14 protein-coding genes and 1 pseudogene are annotated in these 14,658 nt (G+C 60.1%); 7 read left to right on the top strand and 8 right to left on the bottom strand.

The window, feature by feature from the left end:
• Positions 1–74 precede the first annotated feature (74 nt).
• Complete coding sequence (locus tag IH404_RS24675; protein WP_005791658.1) at positions 75–1,301, top strand: TIGR03862 family flavoprotein; 1,227 nt, start codon at positions 75–77, stop codon at positions 1,299–1,301.
• 120 nt (positions 1,302–1,421) lie between these two features.
• On the opposite strand, the gene IH404_RS24680 is transcribed toward IH404_RS24675, so the two are convergent.
• On the bottom strand, positions 1,422–2,756 hold the full coding sequence (locus IH404_RS24680; protein WP_078822399.1) for a DEAD/DEAH box helicase: 1,335 nt from the start codon (positions 2,754–2,756) through the stop codon (positions 1,422–1,424).
• Between the two features lie 48 nt (positions 2,757–2,804).
• Positions 2,805–3,701, bottom strand: coding sequence for a drug/metabolite exporter YedA (gene yedA, locus IH404_RS24685; protein WP_005791660.1), 897 nt, complete (start codon positions 3,699–3,701; stop codon positions 2,805–2,807).
• 161 nt (positions 3,702–3,862) lie between these two features.
• Between yedA and IH404_RS24690 the strand changes: the two genes are divergently transcribed.
• Complete coding sequence (locus IH404_RS24690; protein ID WP_005791661.1) at positions 3,863–4,324, top strand: Lrp/AsnC family transcriptional regulator; 462 nt, start codon at positions 3,863–3,865, stop codon at positions 4,322–4,324.
• Positions 4,325–4,333: 9 nt separating this feature from the next.
• Here the strand turns inward: IH404_RS24690 and IH404_RS27930 are convergent.
• Positions 4,334–4,447, bottom strand: a pseudogene (locus IH404_RS27930) (outer membrane lipoprotein carrier protein LolA); the annotation flags it as partial.
• Positions 4,432–4,683 (bottom strand): hypothetical protein, encoded by a 252-nt coding sequence (locus IH404_RS24695; protein WP_059397676.1) that lies wholly within the window; start codon positions 4,681–4,683, stop codon positions 4,432–4,434. The gene IH404_RS24695 and the pseudogene IH404_RS27930, both read right to left, overlap by 16 nt.
• A gap of 474 nt (positions 4,684–5,157) precedes the next feature.
• Between IH404_RS24695 and IH404_RS24700 the strand changes: the two genes are divergently transcribed.
• On the top strand, positions 5,158–5,469 hold the full coding sequence (locus IH404_RS24700) for a DUF3077 domain-containing protein (protein ID WP_005791663.1): 312 nt from the start codon (positions 5,158–5,160) through the stop codon (positions 5,467–5,469).
• 685 nt (positions 5,470–6,154) lie between these two features.
• Here IH404_RS24700 and IH404_RS24705 read toward each other — a convergent pair.
• The 3 genes from IH404_RS24705 to IH404_RS24715 form a co-directional block, all read right to left on the bottom strand.
• Positions 6,155–6,766 carry a 3'-5' exonuclease gene (locus IH404_RS24705; protein WP_005791664.1) on the bottom strand — a complete coding sequence of 204 codons (612 nt, stop codon included), beginning with the start codon at positions 6,764–6,766 and terminating at the stop codon, positions 6,155–6,157.
• A 31-nt stretch (positions 6,767–6,797) separates the two neighbouring features.
• Positions 6,798–7,274 carry an NYN domain-containing protein gene (locus IH404_RS24710; protein ID WP_005791666.1) on the bottom strand — a complete coding sequence of 159 codons (477 nt, stop codon included), beginning with the start codon at positions 7,272–7,274 and terminating at the stop codon, positions 6,798–6,800.
• 120 nt (positions 7,275–7,394) lie between these two features.
• A complete protein-coding gene (locus IH404_RS24715; RefSeq protein WP_005791668.1) occupies positions 7,395–8,120 on the bottom strand; it encodes a DUF2076 domain-containing protein in 726 nt (241 codons plus the stop codon).
• Positions 8,121–8,303: 183 nt separating this feature from the next.
• On the opposite strand from IH404_RS24715, the gene IH404_RS24720 reads away from it, so the two are divergent.
• Together IH404_RS24720 and IH404_RS24725 are read left to right on the top strand one after the other, a co-directional pair.
• Positions 8,304–8,963 carry a YciC family protein gene (locus tag IH404_RS24720; RefSeq protein ID WP_005791669.1) on the top strand — a complete coding sequence of 220 codons (660 nt, stop codon included), beginning with the start codon at positions 8,304–8,306 and terminating at the stop codon, positions 8,961–8,963.
• A 41-nt stretch (positions 8,964–9,004) separates the two neighbouring features.
• Entirely contained in the window at positions 9,005–10,093 is a 1,089-nt protein-coding gene (locus tag IH404_RS24725) for an endonuclease/exonuclease/phosphatase family protein (protein ID WP_194439306.1), read from the top strand.
• A 3-nt stretch (positions 10,094–10,096) separates the two neighbouring features.
• On the opposite strand, the gene IH404_RS24730 is transcribed toward IH404_RS24725, so the two are convergent.
• Positions 10,097–10,864, bottom strand: a complete 768-nt coding sequence (locus tag IH404_RS24730; protein WP_194439307.1) for a TIM barrel protein — start codon at positions 10,862–10,864, stop codon at positions 10,097–10,099.
• 189 nt (positions 10,865–11,053) lie between these two features.
• Here IH404_RS24730 and IH404_RS24735 point away from each other — a divergent pair, with 189 nt between their 5' ends.
• Both IH404_RS24735 and IH404_RS24740 read left to right on the top strand, forming a co-directional pair.
• Entirely contained in the window at positions 11,054–11,956 is a 903-nt protein-coding gene (locus IH404_RS24735) for a GntR family transcriptional regulator (protein ID WP_005791674.1), read from the top strand.
• 219 nt (positions 11,957–12,175) lie between these two features.
• Complete coding sequence (locus tag IH404_RS24740) at positions 12,176–14,632, top strand: membrane-bound PQQ-dependent dehydrogenase, glucose/quinate/shikimate family (protein ID WP_005791676.1); 2,457 nt, start codon at positions 12,176–12,178, stop codon at positions 14,630–14,632.
• Positions 14,633–14,658: the final 26 nt, after the last annotated feature.

Consider the following 14,658-nt stretch of genomic DNA (forward strand, 5'->3'; position numbering starts at 1 on the left):
ACGTTTTTTGATCAGGCAGCGGCGTCGTGGTCGGGTAGAATGCTCGGCCTATTCACATCACCGTAGCCCTGCCCATGCCTCAGACTTCTGCCCACCACGTCTCCATTATCGGCGGTGGCCCTGCCGGGCTGATGGCTGCCGAAGTCTTGAGCCAAGCGGGCGTGCAGGTGGACCTGTACGACGGCATGCCTTCAGTGGGGCGCAAGTTCCTGCTGGCCGGTGTGGGCGGCATGAACATCACCCACTCCGAAGCCTACCCCGCGTTTCTGTCGCGCTACGCCGAACGCGCCCCGCACATGGCGCCGCTGCTGCGCAGCTTTGGCGCCGAGGCGTTGTGCGAATGGATCCATGGCCTGGGTATCCAGACCTTTGTCGGCACCTCCGGCCGCGTATTTCCTACCGACATGAAAGCCGCGCCGCTGTTACGCGCCTGGCTCAAGCGCCTGCGGGATCAAGGTGTGGTTATCCACACCCGACATCGTTGGACCGGTTGGAATGCCGAGGGCGATTTACTTATCCACAGCCCGGACGGCGACAAAGTTGTCCACAGCGACGCGGTGTTGCTGGCCCTGGGCGGCGGCAGTTGGTCGCGCCTGGGCTCTGACGGTGCGTGGCTGAACCTGTTTGAAGGCAAAGGCCTGCCCTATGCGCGCTTGCAACCGAGCAACTGCGGGTTTGAAGTGTCGGCGTGGAGCGAGTTGATGGTCAGCAAATTCGCTGGCGCACCGTTGAAAAACGTCGCCATTGGCTTGGGAGACGACAAACCTCGGCTGGGCGAATGCGTGATCACCGCCACCGGCATTGAAGGCAGTTTGATTTACGCCTTGTCGGCGCCGATTCGCGAAGCGATCAACCGCAGCGGTGCGGCCACGGTGCATATCGATTTGCTGCCGAGCAAGCCGTTGGACAAGGTGCAGGCCGCATTGGCCAAGCCCCGGGGTTCGCGGTCGATGAGCAAGCATTTGCACAGCCAGTTGGGGTTGGATGGCGTGAAAGCGGCCCTGCTGCGCGAGCTGACGCCCGCTGAACACTTCACTGATCCGGCGCAGTTGGCAGTGGATATCAAGGCGTTGCCGCTGACATTGGTGAAAACGCGGCCGATGGATGAGGCGATCAGCACGGCGGGGGGTGTACCGTTTGAAGCGCTGGATGAGCGGTTGATGCTCAAGCCATTGCCTGGGGTATTTTGTGCGGGGGAAATGCTGGACTGGGAGGCGCCCACTGGTGGGTATTTGCTGACGGGGTGTTTTGCCAGTGGCAGAGCGGCTGGGCTGGGGATGTTGGAGTGGCTTAAACGCTGAGAGCCGCGCTGGATTCAAGGCCGCCATCGCAGGCAAGCCAGCTCCCACCTTTGACTGTATTCACAATTTAAAGGTGGGAGCTGGCTTGCGTGCGATGAGGCCATCAGCCACAGCGCAAAATCACTTCTTCTTACGCGGCCCGGTATTAAACACCGGCACCTTGCGCACCGGCTTGATCGACGGCTCAGCCGGCGCCACGTCACCACTGTCCACCCACTTGCCCAGGTTGCGCTTACCGCCACCACCGGACGTTTTAGGTTTCTTCGGTTTTTTCGGCTTCTTCACCACCTGCCCGCTGGCATCGGTATCCGGTACACGATGCTCCGGCTCGAAATCCGCTTCCATTTTGCGGGTAAGGGTCTGGCGGGTCAGCATCTCGATCGCCGAGAGCATGTTCACCTCATCAGCGCACACCAGGGAAATCGCCTCCCCAGTGTTGCCCGCACGCCCGGTACGGCCGATACGGTGGATGTAGTCCTCGGCCACGATCGGCAGGTCAAAGTTGACCACCAGCGGCAGGTCTTCGATATCCAGGCCACGGGCCGCCACATCAGTGGCCACCAGGATTTGCACCTCGCTGGTCTTGAAGCGGTCCAGTGCGCGTTGGCGGGTAGCCTGGGGCTTGTCGCCATGGATGCCGTCGGCGTTGATGCCCAGGCCCTGCAACTTGTCCACCAGGGCGTCCACGCCGTTGCGGGTCTTGGCGAATACCAATACCTGCTTCCAACGGCCCTTGCGCATCAGGTGCACAAACAGTTCCGGCTTGCGCTTCTTGTCCACCGGCACCACCCACTGCTTGACGGTGTTGGCAGCGACGTTGCGCGGGCTGACTTCGATGCTCAGCGGGTCGTTGAGCATCTGCCCAGCCAACAGGCGGATGTCATCGGAGAAGGTCGCAGAGAACAACAGGGTCTGGCGCTTTTTCGGCAACATGCGATAAATGTTGGCAAGCTCTTCGGAGAAGCCCAGGTCGAGCATACGGTCGGCTTCATCCAGCACCAGGGTTTGCAGCTGGTTGAGCTTCAGCGCGTTCTGGCGGAACAGGTCGATCAGCCGGCCAGGGGTGGCGACCAGAATGTCGACGCCTTTGCGCAGCTTCATCATCTGCGGGTTGATGCTTACCCCGCCGTACACCGCGTAGGTGGTCAGCGGCAGGTGCTGGGCATATTCAGCGACGCTGGCGTGAACCTGCTCGGCCAGTTCGCGAGTCGGGCACAGGATCAGCGCACGCGCCGAGTTGGCGGCGACTTTCGGCCCTTCCATGGTCAGCAGTTGCAGCAGCGGCAAGGCGAAACCTGCGGTCTTGCCAGTGCCGGTCTGGGCCGCGGCCATCAGGTCGCGACCGGCCAGCACCGCCGGAATGGCTTGCGCCTGCACCGGCGTCGGGGTCTGGTAGCCAAGCGTCTCAAGGGCGCGCAGCAAGGGTTCGATCAGGCCAAGGGTGGCGAAAGTCATGTAGTTACCGTAGGAAAAATTCAGCGCAAGGGCGTAATGCGCGGCAGTTTACCTTATTTCCGGCTTGGGCTTGCGCCACTGGGGCAGGCTGATCAGCAACACGGCGCTGATGATCACCAACATCGCCAAGGCTTCTTCCAGGCCGATGGTCTCACCGACGAATACAATCCCCAGCAACACCGCCACAGCCGGGTTCACGTAGGCATAGCTGGTCGCCGCTGCCGGACGCACATGCTTGAGCAGGTACATATAGGCGTTGAAGGCGATGATCGAGCCGAATACCGTCAGGTAGGCCAGAGCCAGCCAGCCTTCCAGTGGCGGCATGGCCTGCAGGTGCTCGCCCGACAGCGCGCTGACAATCAGCAGCGCCACGCCGGCCACGAGCATTTCTGCGGCACTGGCCATGGCGCCCTGGGGCAGTGGCAGGTGGCGGCTCCACACCGAGCCGAAAGCCCAGGAGGCCGCCGCAACCAACAGCAAAACTGCACCCGATGGGCTTGATTGCAAGGTACTGCCCATATTGAGCATGGCGATGCCAATGATCCCCAGAATCACCCCGGCCCATTCCAGCCGCGTATTACGCGCGCCCCAGAAAAACCCACACAGCAGGGTAAACAACGGCACGGTCGCCACGGCCAATGCCGCCACACCGGACGACACACCCATGTGTTCGGCCACGCTGACACCACCATTGCCCACGGTGAGCAACAAAATGCCGATCATCCCGGCGGCCTTCCACTGCGGCCAGGTTGGCGCCGGCACCCCACGCCACCTGAGGAAGCCATACATCAACACACCCGCCGTGCAAAACCGAATCCCCGCCAGCAACAGCGGCGGCCAGTACTCCACACCGATGCGGATCACCAGGTAAGTGGAACCCCAGATCACATACAACGCGAAAAAGGCGGCGATCAACGGTAAGGGAAAGCGACGTGGGCCAGGCATTGGGCGGCTCTAATGGCAGGAAAAGGGAGACTTATTCTAGAAACGAAGGTGGATAAACTTAAGTTACAAAACCTGTTTAAACTGCCCATACACTTTTCAAACCACGGTTATGAGGTCTATAACCCGTGCTTTCGAAAGCCACGCGCAACCGGAGCCTTACCATGGACAAATACGACCGCATGCTCCTCAGCGCCCTGCTTGAAGATGGCCGTGCTTCCTACGCGCAACTGGCGCGCACCGTAAACCTCTCCGCCCCCGCCGTGGCCGAACGCGTGGCCAAGCTTGAGGCCAGCGGAGTGATCACCGGGTACCAGGCCAAAGTCGACTTATCCAAAGTGGGTTTGCCGATTCAATGCGTGATCGAACTGCGGCTGACCAATCACGGCAGCCAGAAGGTATACGACGCCCTGGCGCAAATTCCCGAACTGACCGAATGCCACCGGGTCACGGGCGACCCGTGCGTGATCATGCAAGCGGCGGTAGGCACCATGCCGCAGCTGGAAGACCTGATTAATCGGGTGGCGAAGTTCGGGTTCAGCAAGACCTCGATTATTTTGTCCAGCGCCATAGAGCGACGGGTGCCGTTGGGGCAGTTGGAAGCCAATGGGAAAAATGGTGGCTGAACTACCGCACACTGTAGGAGCGAGCTTGCTCGCGAAGGACCTGAGAGCGCCGCGTGCATTCAGGACGCCAGCGTCACCGTTGACGTTCTTCGCGAGCAAGCTCGCTCCTACAAAGGGCTTGATCTGCGCTGGACGATCAAATCAACGATCTGCTTGATGGTCGTGATGTGATTCCAATCCTCCTGAGTCGCTTGCAGCTTGAACTGCCACTTGATCTGCATGACAAAGCAGGTCAGGTCGTCATCAATGATGTCGTAGTCATGGATGAAATCGGTTTGCTCCGTCACTTCGCTTCGGTCGATAAAACCGATGATATCGACGAATAGCTGGATGACTTTTTCGCTGATTTCGACTCGCATCAAACTCATTTTCCTTATGGTCACGAGAGCCGGAGATTAAAGGTCTGTTGAGAAATCCTCTTGAGCAAAAGGAAAACCGGAACGCTCCGACAGCAACGCAGGACTTAACCTACTGACTGTTCCGACGACACATAAAAACGCCATCAACCGCGCGGTGTTTCAGTGGCCAGCAAGATCGATCCCTTTCATTTGCGGGACGTTTCCGAGAGAATCCCACGGCCTTGTTTCCGTCGGATTCGGTAGCTAGTCTCGCCCTGTCATCGAATGTTCGGTGACCGGACGTGCAAGTCCGATGGCAAGCAAGATCATAAATAAACCTTCAGCCGATATGCCTGTTATGGCGGCTGTGCGTGGGAGGCCTTCGGGCCTGCTGGGTTTGGATCCTTGCCCCGGTCTTGCACACCTACGCACAGTTGCCACCCTAATTCGCGTGCAAGCGAACGGTGTCGACTTCTTCCAGCAAGGAGTTTCACCATGGCCAAAAAAGTCACCCCCGATCCACCCAAATCCAAAACCGACTTCCTCAGCGAAGACGCCCTGCTCCACCGTCGCGCCATCGACTACTACCTCAAGGCATCCGCCCCGGATGCGCCGATCTTTATCCTGAATGACAACCTGAGCTTCGAAGACGCCCTGGCCCATGCGGCGGATTTGTTGCATTGCGCGGTGGAGACGGCCCATGGGTCGGGTGAGGTAATGACGGCGCCGCAGCGGGCGGTGATGCATTTGGTGGAGATGGCGAAGGGAGTGGTGGACCAGGCGTTGGTGTGCGCACAGTCTCGATAAACGACGCATAACCCCTGTGGGAGCGGGCTTGCCCGCGATAGCCATGGGTATCTACACAACTTTGGTACGCTGCTGCTCCTCTGCAAGGGAGCTTGCTGCCTGTCAGCTTATAGCTTCTAACTGACGCACCGCGATCCAAATGTGGGAGGGGGCTTGCTCCCGATGGCGGCCTCAGGGCCGACCAGGACGCTGGATCAGACTGAGTACATATCCGTTTTTTGGGTAACGGCCACTGTTGGTTCCGCTTTTACAGCGGGTCACTTTTGAAAAGAGCCGGAATGCCGGCCCAGCCAAAAGTAACCAAAAGGCTCTTGCCCCACCACTCGGCACCTCGCTTAGGCTCGGTGTGCCCGTAATCCGCCATGGATTTAGGGGGCCGCCGCCACGCGCCATCCATGGCGCGGGGCGGCTAAACCGGCATCCCTGCCGGTTTACCCCCCAAATCCCTGTCGAATTCCGGCCAGCGTGGTTTAACGGGGCGCCTAAGATCAAGATCAAAAGCAGATCAAGATCAAGAGCGGCTCGCTTCGCATCGTGGTTACTGATGGTTGCTACGTCAGAGTTGTGTAGATACCCATGCCGCGATAGCGGAGGGTCAGGCAATAAATGGCTGGCTGATACACCGCTATCGCAGGCAAGCCAGCTCCCACATTGGAACTCCAGTGTTCTGGAGGGGGTGGCCGGATCAGAACCCGCGATGCTTTTTCAGGTGCTCATTGATTTTGGCGGCAGGCACTTTCTGCAAGGTGCACAACAGGTCATGGGACAGTTCGCGCAGGCCGTGGGTCTGGCGCAGTTGCTGGGCCAGGTGGGCCGTGAGGTTGGCGGCCATTTCCGCATCCGCCAGCGCCCGGTGAGCCTGGCCGGTGTGGGGCAGTTTGGCGTAGGCGTTGAGGGTGCCGAGCTTGTGGTTGGGCGCAGCCGGCATCAGGCGGCGGGCCAGCAGCAGGGAGCAGGCGAATTTCTGCAGGCGGGTGCGGCGGATCAGGCCGAGCTCATAGTCCCAGAACTTCTGGTCGAAGGCGGCGTTGTGCGCCATCAAGGGCGTGGTGCCGACGAACTCATTGACTTCGTTCATCACCCGTTCAGCCGGTGGCGCACTGCGCAGCATGGCGTTGCTGATGCCAGTGAGCTGTTCGATAAAGGCCGGTATGCGCACACCGGCGTTCATCAGGCTCTGGTAGCGGTCCACGATTTGACCGCGCTCGAGGATGACCACGCCAATCTCCGTGGCCCGGCATTGGCTGCTGGGGGTGATGCCGGTGGTTTCAAAGTCGATGACCGCTATACGTTCCAAACCTGCTCCAACTCCATTCAACAATCTATTTCTATTTGAGCAACAACGCGCCTTCGATCGGCACGTAGTGGCTGGCGGCGCGTATCAATGAGTTGGCCGTCAGCCCCGGCACGCCGTAGGCCACGGCCCGCACGCCATGCTTTTGGATGATGCGTTCGAGCAGCATGTCGAAATCGCCGTCACCGGAGGCCAGTACGATTTCGTCGACATGGTCGGCGGCGTCCATGATGTCGAGGGTGATACCCACGTCCCAGTCGCCCTTGGCCGAGCCATCGCTGCGCTGGATATACGGCTTGAGTTTTACCGTAAAGCCCAGGTTGCGCAGGATCTGCTGAAATTGCTGCTGCTTGCTGTCGCCACGGTCGATGGCATACGCGTACGCCTCGACAATCTGCCCGCGAGCGCTGATGTCAGCCCACAGGGCGGCGTAGTTGAAGTGGCAGCCATAGGCTTGGCGCACGGTGTAGTAGAGGTTTTGTACATCGGCGAACACTGCAATTTTCTTCACCGCACTTCCTCATGGACAGCCAGGCGCCAGCGCCCGGAAAGGGCGCCAGTATGCCAGCCAAGGGAGCGTTTCCGGGAAAAAATCAGACCGGAGCGCCGTGGCGCCCCGGGCCAAGAGGTGTCAGACGAAAGAATCGTCGTCGCCAAAGGAAGAGGAATCGTCGGAATAATCGCTGTCAGCGAAGCCGTCGGCATTGTTGCCGCCCCAACTGTCATTGCCGGCAAACTTCTGGTCATCGTTGCCCCAGTCACCCTGGTCACTGGCCGGTGCCGGTTGTTCGATGATTTCTTCCACCACCTGTGGCTGCTGATTATGGTGGAACAGGCTGCTGATGCCTTCGGCGAGCAACACACCACCGGCCACACCGGCAGCGGTCTTCATGGCGCCGCCGAGGAAACCGCTGCCCACGGGTGCGCCAGCCGGTGCTTGCGGCGGCTGATAGTTTTGCTGCGGTGCTGGCTGGTTGAAAGACGGCCGTGCCGGCTCACGCCAGCCCCCACCGGAGTTGTTCGGCGCAGGCTGTGGCTCGCGGGAGCTACCGCCAAAGATGCTCGACAGAAACCCACCACCACTGGCCGGCGCCGCTTGCGCAGACTTGGCCCGCTGCAGTTCATCCTGCAATTGCTGGATCTGTTGCGCCTGTTGCTTGTTTTGTGCATCCAGAGCCTGGAGCGCATGTTCCTGCACCAGCAATGACTGGGTCATGTAGTAGCCGGCGGCGGGTTGGCGAGTCATGTGCTCCTTGATCCGCGCTTCGGCCTGGGCGTCGCGGGGGGCTGAGTCCGTTTCGGCTTGCTGCAACCGTGAAAACAGTCCATCGATCAGGGTTTGCTCTTCGCTGTTCATGGCGACCTCGTTAGATTGCCGATAAAAAATTCCGGTCCCGCCTGTGATCAGGCCGGGTGCCTTCCAGTTATGGGGATGTTACGAGTTGTTTCAATGGTCTTTACTCAAGGTTTACGTTTGCGCCCCTTTGGACCCTGATCGGTTAAAGTGTGGCCCTCTGCTTCCAGGCCTGTGATGACCCTGATGAATCCGTTAGACGTTTTGCGCGACTCCTTGCGTTTTACCCAGCGCAACCTGGGCGCCATCGTGCAGTTGTGCCTGCCGTTGGTGATCCTCGAAGCCCTGCTGCAACAAATACTGGACCACACGCTGGGCCCGGATGCGTTTCCCGGCTACAGCGTGGTCGTGGGTTTATTGGTGTACCCGCTGTACACCGGCGCCTTGATCCTGTTTCTCGACGCCCGCACCCGTGGCGAGTCGCCACGCACCAAGGATGTATGGGCCATGGCGCTGAGCCTGTGGCCGCGCTTCGCCTTGCTGACGGCCATGAGCACGTTGTTGATATTGCTCGGCCTGTCGCTGTATTTCCTGCCGGGCTTGTGGCTGATGGTGGTGTTGGCGTTTGCCGAATACCTGCTGGTGCTGCGCGGCATGCCGGCCCTGGAGGCGATGAAGGAAAGCTTTCGCCTGACCCGCGGGCATTTCTGGCGAATCCTGGTGTGCCTGCTGTGCGTGATGACGCCGTTGTGGCTGCTCAAGGGTGCCAGCGTGGCGGCGTATCCCGAGCCCGCGCCGCTGCTGGGGCTGTTGATGGACAGTGCGCACAGCTTCCTGCAGTTGTTTACCAGCGTGGTGCTGTTCCGTTTATTCATGTTGATCGGTGGCGACGCCGACGCGCGGTGATATGCTCCGTGCCTCTTCTGACACGCATATAAGCCGAGCCGATGACCCGTTTATTGCGCATCACCCTGTTGAGCCTGTTGATCATCGCCGGCCTGCTGGCCGCGCTGACCTACAGCCTGACCTGGCGCCCTGCCGACAAAGAAACCCTGCCCGTCAGCTGCGTGGCACCCCGTGCGCCGACGCTGCTGCCGGGGCAGGCGCTCAAGGTCATGACGTGGAATGTGCAATACCTGGCCGGCAAGAACTACGTGTTCTGGTACGACACCCCGGACGGCAGCGGCCCGGACGATCGCCCGACCGTCGAAGACATGGCCTTCAGCCTCGACGAAGTGGCCCGGGTGATCCGCGACGAACAACCCGACATCCTGCTGTTGCAGGAGCTCGACGAAGGCGCCAAACCGTCCCACTATCAGGACCAGCTTGCGCTGTTGCAGGAGCGTCTGGTCGACCTCTACCCGTGCAGCGCCCAGGCCTTCGACTGGAAGGCCGACTTTGTGCCCAGCCTGCATATCTTCGGCAGCGTCGGGCGCAAGCTGGCGACACTCAGCCGCTACCAGATCGAGCACGCCGAACGCCTGCAACTGCCGACCGCCGATGCCAACGTCATCAGCCGCCAGTTCCAACCCAAGCCAGCTCTGCTGCTGACATATCTGCCATTGAGCGACGGAGGCCAACTGGCGGTGCTCAACACCCGCCTGGACGGCGGTGCACCTGGGCGCAGCGCGGTGCAGGAGCAAGTGGCAAGCACGGTAAAACTGCTGGATAAACTCGAAGGTCGCGGCACACCCTGGTTGATTGGCGGGGATTTCAACCTGCTGCCACTGGGCCAGTTCCTGCGCCTGGACGCGAGCAAGCGCGGCCAGTACTCGCCGGACAGTGAGTTGCATCTGCTGTGGGACAAATACCCGATGATCCCCAGCAACAGCCAATCCAGTGGCATCGACCGTGAGAAATGGCTGACGCACTTCCCCAACGACCCAAGCCTTGATGGCCCGGACCGCACCCTGGATTACCTGTTCTACAGCTCGCGGATCAAACGCGTGGAAGCGAAGGTGCGGCAGGAAGATACATTGCGGATTTCCAATCACCTGCCAGTGATCGCCCGCTTCCTGCTGCCTGCCGCACAATAACCCCTAGGGTTTCAACGCCTGGGCCCGCAGCGGCTTAAGCCACTCAAGGCTTTCAACCGTGGTGCCGGATGGGCGGTATTCACAGCCGATCCATCCTCGGTAGCCACGCTGCTCCAGCGCCGCGAACAAGGCGGCAAAGTCCATGGTCCCGGTGCCCGGCTCATGACGCCCCGGGTTGTCGGCGATTTGTACATGGACGGTCCTGTCGTAAAACTGCGCCAGCACCCCGGCTGCGTCGCCGGTCAAAAGCTGGGCATGGTAAAGATCCAGAATCAGCCCGACACTCGTAAAGGTTTCCAGCACCTGTTGCGCCTTGCTGAAGTCAGACATGTAATAGCCGGGCATCGCCTGCGGGCAGATCACTTCAATAAGCGCGCGCAAACCCTGATCTTCGAGGTACTTGACCGCGTATTCCAGGTTACTTGCGTAGGCAGGCGCGCGCTCATCCTGGGGCGTGGTCACGCCAGACATGATGTGCACATCCGAGCAGTTCAGCGCCTTCGCATAGCGGGCCGCCTCGCGCAGCCCATCGCGAAATTCCTGCTCCTTGCCCTGCAAGGCAGCGATGCCTTTGGTAACACCTGCCGGAGCTGCGAACTGAATCAACGGCAGGTTGTATTGAGCCAGGTGATCGGCGAGCAGGCTGGCGTCAAATTCATAGGGCGATGGGAACTCCACCGCCCTGAAGCCGGCAGCGGCGGCGGCTTCGATGCGTTGCAGAAAAGGCAATTCGTTGAACTGGAAACCGAGGTGAGCATTGAATTTGAGCATGGGTAACTATCCATCCTGGGAATAAACAAATCATCAGCCTGGAGCCTCATTCGCGGCTCCAGCGCCACGCTATTGAAAGTGGTCAGTGCAAATACTCATGCTCTTCGTATGGTATTTTCCCACTCCAGTGCGGTGGGGGCATCTGCCCCGACGGGAACGGACTGAAGCTAACCATTCGGAATAAAACCTGTGATCAAGAAAGACCTCGCCCTGCAGTTGGCCCCACGCGTCATCGACATGGTTCGCGCCCGTTCGATGAAAGCCGGTGAGCCCTTGCGCGAGCAGACATTTGCGCAAGCGCTCGGGGTGTCGCGCTCGCCGATCCGGCGGGTTTTTGCCTTGCTCGCCGAGTGGGACCTTGCCATTCAAGAGCCCAATCGTGGCTATTTCCTCAAACAAGGTGCCGGGCAGATTCAGGAAGCCGCAGTCCCTTGCGCCAGCGATCCATTCGAGGACTTTTACCTGCGTGTGGTCGACGACATTCTGAGCGGAGAAATACCGGCGCACTTTTTCGAAGCGCAGTTGTTGCGACGCTATGAGGTGCCCCGGGGGCAGTTGCTCAAGGTGCTGAACCGGTTGGCCGGCGAAGCCATGGTGGAGCGTAAGCCAGGCCAAGGGTGGGGCCTCAAGGACTTCGTGCATAACACGCAGGCGCATATTCATAGCTACCGTTTCCGGATGGCCATCGAACCGGCGGCGCTGCTTGAGCCCGGTTATCAGGTCAATCACGCCGCGTTTGCCCAGGCCAGGCAACAGCAACAGGCCTTGATCGACGGCGAGATCCAGACCTTGTCCCGCGCGCAACTGTTCCAGCTGGGGGCCCAGTTTCACGAAATGATCGTGCAGTGCTCCGGCAATGTTTTTTTCATCGACGCCATACGCCACCAGAATCAGCTCAGGCGCTTTATGGGCTACAAGGCCAACATTGATCGCACGCGTCTTAAGGCGCAATGCCAGGAACACATCCATTTGCTCGACCTCATCGAGTCTGATCGGCGTGAAGAAGCCGCACAGTTTCTCTGGCGCCACCTGGATCAAGTCGGCCGACTCAAGACTGATCAACGCGCAGTGCCAGAAGAAAGCCAAATCTAGAGCACGTCACTGACTCCCCGTCAGTGCCGCAGCTTCGCCATCACCGCGCCCAATAACGGGCCAAGCAGCCTAGCACAATTGTTTCTAATCAAAACAGAATACAAAAAAATCACCAAACAGTTAATTTTTTCACTACATATTGTATTTCGTTACAACAATAGGCAATCATGCGCGCCGCTCGGACTCGGATCCGTATCGAATCGCACAGGGATGGTGGCCATGAACGAAAGGACGTTGGGTAGTGCAGCGGGAGTCTCAAACCTCTTGTTCGGGGTGTACAACACAGTGGTTGCCCTGCTTGGCGTGATGCTGGCCTATAAAGGCGGCGTGCTGATGGCCGCGGGCGGGTCACCCTATTACGCGATGATGGGCACCGCGCTGTTGTTATCGGCCATCCTCTTGGGCCTGAAAAAGTCCCTGGGCCTCTACCTTTATGGCGCAGCCTCCGTGGCCACCTATGCCTGGGCGGTGTGGGAGTCTGGTTACGATGGCTGGGCCTATATTCCACGCCTGGCCTGGCTGGCGGTTCTCAGCGTGCCGTTCCTGGCGTTCTGGCCCGTAGTACGGCGTGATTTTGCCAAGGTCAGAAAAAGTCATTACTTCACCATTATGGGTGTGCTGCCGCTGGTGATGGGGGCTACCATCCTGGTGCCGCTGTTCTTCCCGAAAAGCGTTCACCTTGCCGACTCGACGCTGGCCACCACACGCCCCGCCGCCGCCTTCAGCCGCAGTACCGTCGCCTCTCCAGACGGCAATATTGCCGCCTCACACACCGAGACCAACTGGACCGCCTATGCAGGCTCCAATCTGGGCAACCACTATTCAGCCGCGTCGCAAATCACGCCTTCGAATGTGTCGGGCCTGGTCAAAGCCTGGGAATACCACCACGGCGACGTGAAGCAACCCGGTGAGAAAACCAAGTACTTGAACGAAGCCACGCCGATCAAGGTGGGTAACTCGCTCTACACCTGCACCCCCAAGCAAATCATCATTTCCCTGGATGCCACCACTGGAAAGGAGAACTGGCGATTCGACTCCAAAGTCGACCCGGACTACTTCGCCAATGGCGGCGCCTATTGCCGTGGTGTCTCTTATTTCGAAGTCCCCAATGCCAGTGGCTTGTGCGCCTCGCGCATCATTTGGGGCACCAATGATATTCGCCTCGGCGCGGTAGACGCCCTGACCGGCCAGGCGTGCCCCGACTTCGGCAACGCAGGCTTTGCGGATTTGAAAGACGGGCTGGGCACTTTCAGAAAAGGCTCGACGGGTATCACGTCTGCCCCTCTGGTCATTCGCGGGGTGGTGATCACCGGTGGCCGAGTACTCGACTCGGATGTGCGCCCTGCCCCCTCGGGCGTGGTGCGCGCCTACGATGCAGTAACTGGCAAACAGAAGTGGGCCTGGGATTTGGGCCGGCCAGACACCAACGCCCCCGCGGGTAACAACGAGACCTACACCCTCAGCACCCCCAACTCGTGGGCACCGCTGTCGGCCGACGATGAACTGGGCCTGGTGTATGTCACCACCGGCAACGCAGCGGGCGACTTCTATGGCGGCACCCGCACAGCACAAGAAGACACGTTCAGCTCGTCCCTGGTCGCACTGGACGCCACCACCGGTAAAGTCCGCTGGCACTTCCAGACAGTCCACCATGATCTATGGGACTACGACCTGAGCCCGCAACCCAGCCTGATTGATTTTCCGACGGCTGCCGGGCCACGTCCGGCCGTGATCCAGGCGACCAAATCCGGCCAGTTGTTCGTGCTTGACCGCGCCACCGGCGAACCACTGGTGGATGTCGTGCAAGCTCCTGTCCCACAGGGCACCGCCCCGGGAGACTACACCGCAGCCACCCAGCCACTGTCCCCGGATATGCCGAGCACCATGGGGCGTCCATCGAAAACACCGGAAGTGCTGACCGAAGCCAATGCCTGGGGCCTGACGCCTTTCGATCAGATGCAATGTCGCCTCGAATTTCGCCAGGCACGCTACGAAGGGATCTTCACCCCGCCGGTCGTGGGCCAGCAAAGCCTGATCTTCCCCGGCCATCATGGCGGCTTGAACTGGGGCGGTGTGATGGTCGACCTCAAGCGAGGGCTGCTGATCATCAACAACCAGCGCCTTCCTTATATGCAGGGGCTGGTACCGCGCGAACAGCTCGACGCCATCAATGCCAAGTCGTTCCAGGAGTCGCCGGGCAATGCCCAAGGCTTCCGCGTCCAGGCCGGCCTGCCTTACGGCGCGATTAAAGATCCGTGGATGTCATCCCTGGACCAGCCTTGCATTGCGCCACCCTGGGGCTTTATCTCCGGTATCGACCTGCGCACTCGCGATGTCGTGTGGAGCCGCCCGTTCGGCACAGGCTATGACAGTGGACCTTGGGGGATCGCCTCCAAGATGCGCTTCGAAATCGGTACGCCGAGTGATGCAACCGGCGTGACAACCGCTGGCGGCGTGACGTTCATCGGTGCCGCTATTGACCGGTTCATGCGGGCTTACAACAGCGAAAGCGGTGAGCTGCTCTGGGAAGAACGCCTCCCGGCAGGCAATCAGGCTTCGCCCTTGACCTACATGAGCCAGGGTCGACAGTACGTGGTGGCGGTGGTTGGCGGTCATGACCGAATCCCAACCAAGTTAGGTGACAGCATCATCGCCTGGGCCCTGCCTGAGCAGTAAATCGAGTGCTGTAAGAGAGGCTCGCC

Source organism: Pseudomonas sp. OST1909, from assembly GCF_015277575.1.
Taxonomy (GTDB): Bacteria; Pseudomonadota; Gammaproteobacteria; order Pseudomonadales; family Pseudomonadaceae; genus Aquipseudomonas; species Aquipseudomonas synxantha_A.